The sequence below is a fragment of the Bradyrhizobium sp. WYCCWR15520 genome, assembly GCF_056174665.1.
Map to the genome: position 1 here is coordinate 1 of NZ_JBWBWM010000131.1, position 2139 is coordinate 2139.

General features: G+C 55.1%; 2 protein-coding genes. Both read right to left on the reverse strand.

Annotated features, from left to right (window positions below; genetic code table 11):
- Positions 1-1003 precede the first annotated feature (1003 nt).
- On the reverse strand, positions 1004-1153 hold the full coding sequence (locus tag AC0QUY_RS42450) for a hypothetical protein (RefSeq protein WP_156434591.1): 150 nt from the start codon (positions 1151-1153) through the stop codon (positions 1004-1006).
- Between the two features lie 20 nt (positions 1154-1173).
- Positions 1174-1305, reverse strand: coding sequence for a hypothetical protein (locus AC0QUY_RS42455; RefSeq protein ID WP_256380291.1), 132 nt, complete (start codon positions 1303-1305; stop codon positions 1174-1176).
- Positions 1306-2139: the final 834 nt, after the last annotated feature.

Below are 2139 nucleotides of genomic sequence, written 5' to 3' on the forward strand. Positions count from 1 at the left end.
CGCTACGAGATCAACCGCTTGCCGCTTGTAGTCGTCCGTAAACGACCGACGTTGACGTCCTTCCATCCGACACCTCCTGGCTCTTCGAGCCTACTACAGGTGTCCATCAATTCGGAGGAGGTTCAGGTTGACTATGAATTCCACCTACCAGAGTTGCTTACGTTTGTACCTCCTAGCCACATTGACCGAGCGATCCACCCCTCGCAAATTGCATCTCAATGTAGTCCAGCGTAAAAGAGCGGGACCGCTAATTCAAACGATGCGTCGACAACCGGAGATAATCCCCTCACTGGGTGACCAACCGGCTTCGGTGCGCAACTTGGCTCACTGCGTGATCACGATGCCTCTCCAGCTTGAGGGCGGCCTCGGCGAGCTGTACTTGCGCTCTACTGCCGCAATGATGGGGTGGACGGCCCCCGAACGGCATCGATGTACCAGACCGAGAAGCCGCTCTTCAGCGCAGAGCGTTTCCACATCAATGTTGAGAAGGTCCTCGGGCTTCGAGCAACGGGATAAAAGGTTCACGCGTCAGCATCTCTGCTCACGCGAAAGCACGTAACACTCTATCTGATCGTCTTCTCTATACATGATTGATTCGCCGCACTACCGCGCCAAACTGCGCGCTTCTAAGAGGGAGTGCGGCGGGTCGAGTTGCTTTCAGTTACCAGTTGAGCTGCTTAGTAGTTTCGTCAGCATCTGCCTGACAGGCCGACTCATAAACGGCCTTGTCATCCATCCGAATGCACCTACCGCCAATACGCTAACCGTAAAAAAGCCAAGCGCACTCCAAACAGCCATTTTCATTGTAGGTCCCTCCTGCTTCTGTTGAGTAGTTTGGCCAAAAACGTCCTGCGAGGCACCTACCAAAATTGGCTACGGGCGGGTATCAACGTTGCGCTGTGGTTGCCGAACACGTTGGTTGCGATGTTAGCAAGTGAACACGGGAACACTTGGAGTCCGAGATGGCGACCCGCGCACGTATTCGTTGCATTTAAAAGAGGCATCAGAACAGCGCTCCGACGCGCGACGCAGTCTTACCGCGGATGATCCACGTCGCGCCCGGATCGATGTCGACGAAGCAGATCAGCCACATATCGACCCATTTTTCTTCATCGGTCCGCAAGACGCCCGGCGGCTTGCGATCATAGATCATGCGGCGCTCCTGGCTTTTACTTATTCGGCGGCGTGCTGCTCTCGTGCGTTTTCGCATACTCCTTCCGGCTGATAGCGTTTCGGTGAAGCCGTCGAGCGCGGTGTCGACGCCTCGATGATGGCTTGGAGCCGCATCTTCATCACGTGCGCCATCAGTTCAGATCCTTCAGTCAGTCTGTCCGCCGCTCCAGCGGTTGCAGCCGAGACTGAAAGGCCCTCTCTTCGCTATTAGCTCGGCCGAATGCTGGGTGCGCCTTCGCTTACTTAGTTGATTCATTGACGTGATTTGTCGTGCGTCGCTGAGAATTTTCAGCGCCACGTAAAAAGCGCGTGCTGTTCATTCTGTTTCCGCAGCGCGGTTTTGTGCCTCGCAAGCACCATCGCCGGCCGCCCTATTCTTTCTCGCGAGTGGCTACGCGGGGGTACCTGCTCGTCAGTATAGTCTTCAACGATCAATTCCATCTCTGTGGATGTAAGTTGCCGGAATTGCCGAGCCTTGCGATCAGCTATGACCTTTATCTTATCAAACTCAGTCGACATTCTTTGAACCATTGAATTCACCAAGTCAGCAGCAGCACAATCGGTTGCGTACACTAGTAAGGTAGCCAGTCCGGTGGACAGCCCCTGATTCAGGTAGGTGAATCAAACACGAAAAGACCGCGTTCTTCTGCGCATGCGGTCTCACATGCGGCGTCACGCCAATAGCGGGAAGATTGGCGACATGATCGGCGCGGTGCCACTTGCTGCGTAACCCTGCCGGCTACAGCCTGCCCATGCCGGTTCTCCATGCTGGCGTGGAAATTTCCGCCACTATCATCGTCGCCGCTGCCGTCCTTGGGGCGAAAGGCTCTTCTATGAAGCTAGCAGGCTGCTGAAAAAGTCGTTTTGCGAGGCGATCGGAGTGTGATTCTGTGCATGTGGTTGATTCCTTTCGACTGAGGATCGGGATGCGCGGCGAAGATGAGCATGCGGAACGCCTTTTCAGCT

Coding starts and splice junctions, on each gene's coding strand:
- AC0QUY_RS42455 (WP_256380291.1), bottom strand. CDS start 1,305: ATGGCGCACGTGATGAAGATGCGGCTCCAAGCCATCATCGAGGCGTCG.
- AC0QUY_RS42450 (WP_156434591.1), bottom strand. CDS start 1,153: ATGATCTATGATCGCAAGCCGCCGGGCGTCTTGCGGACCGATGAAGAA.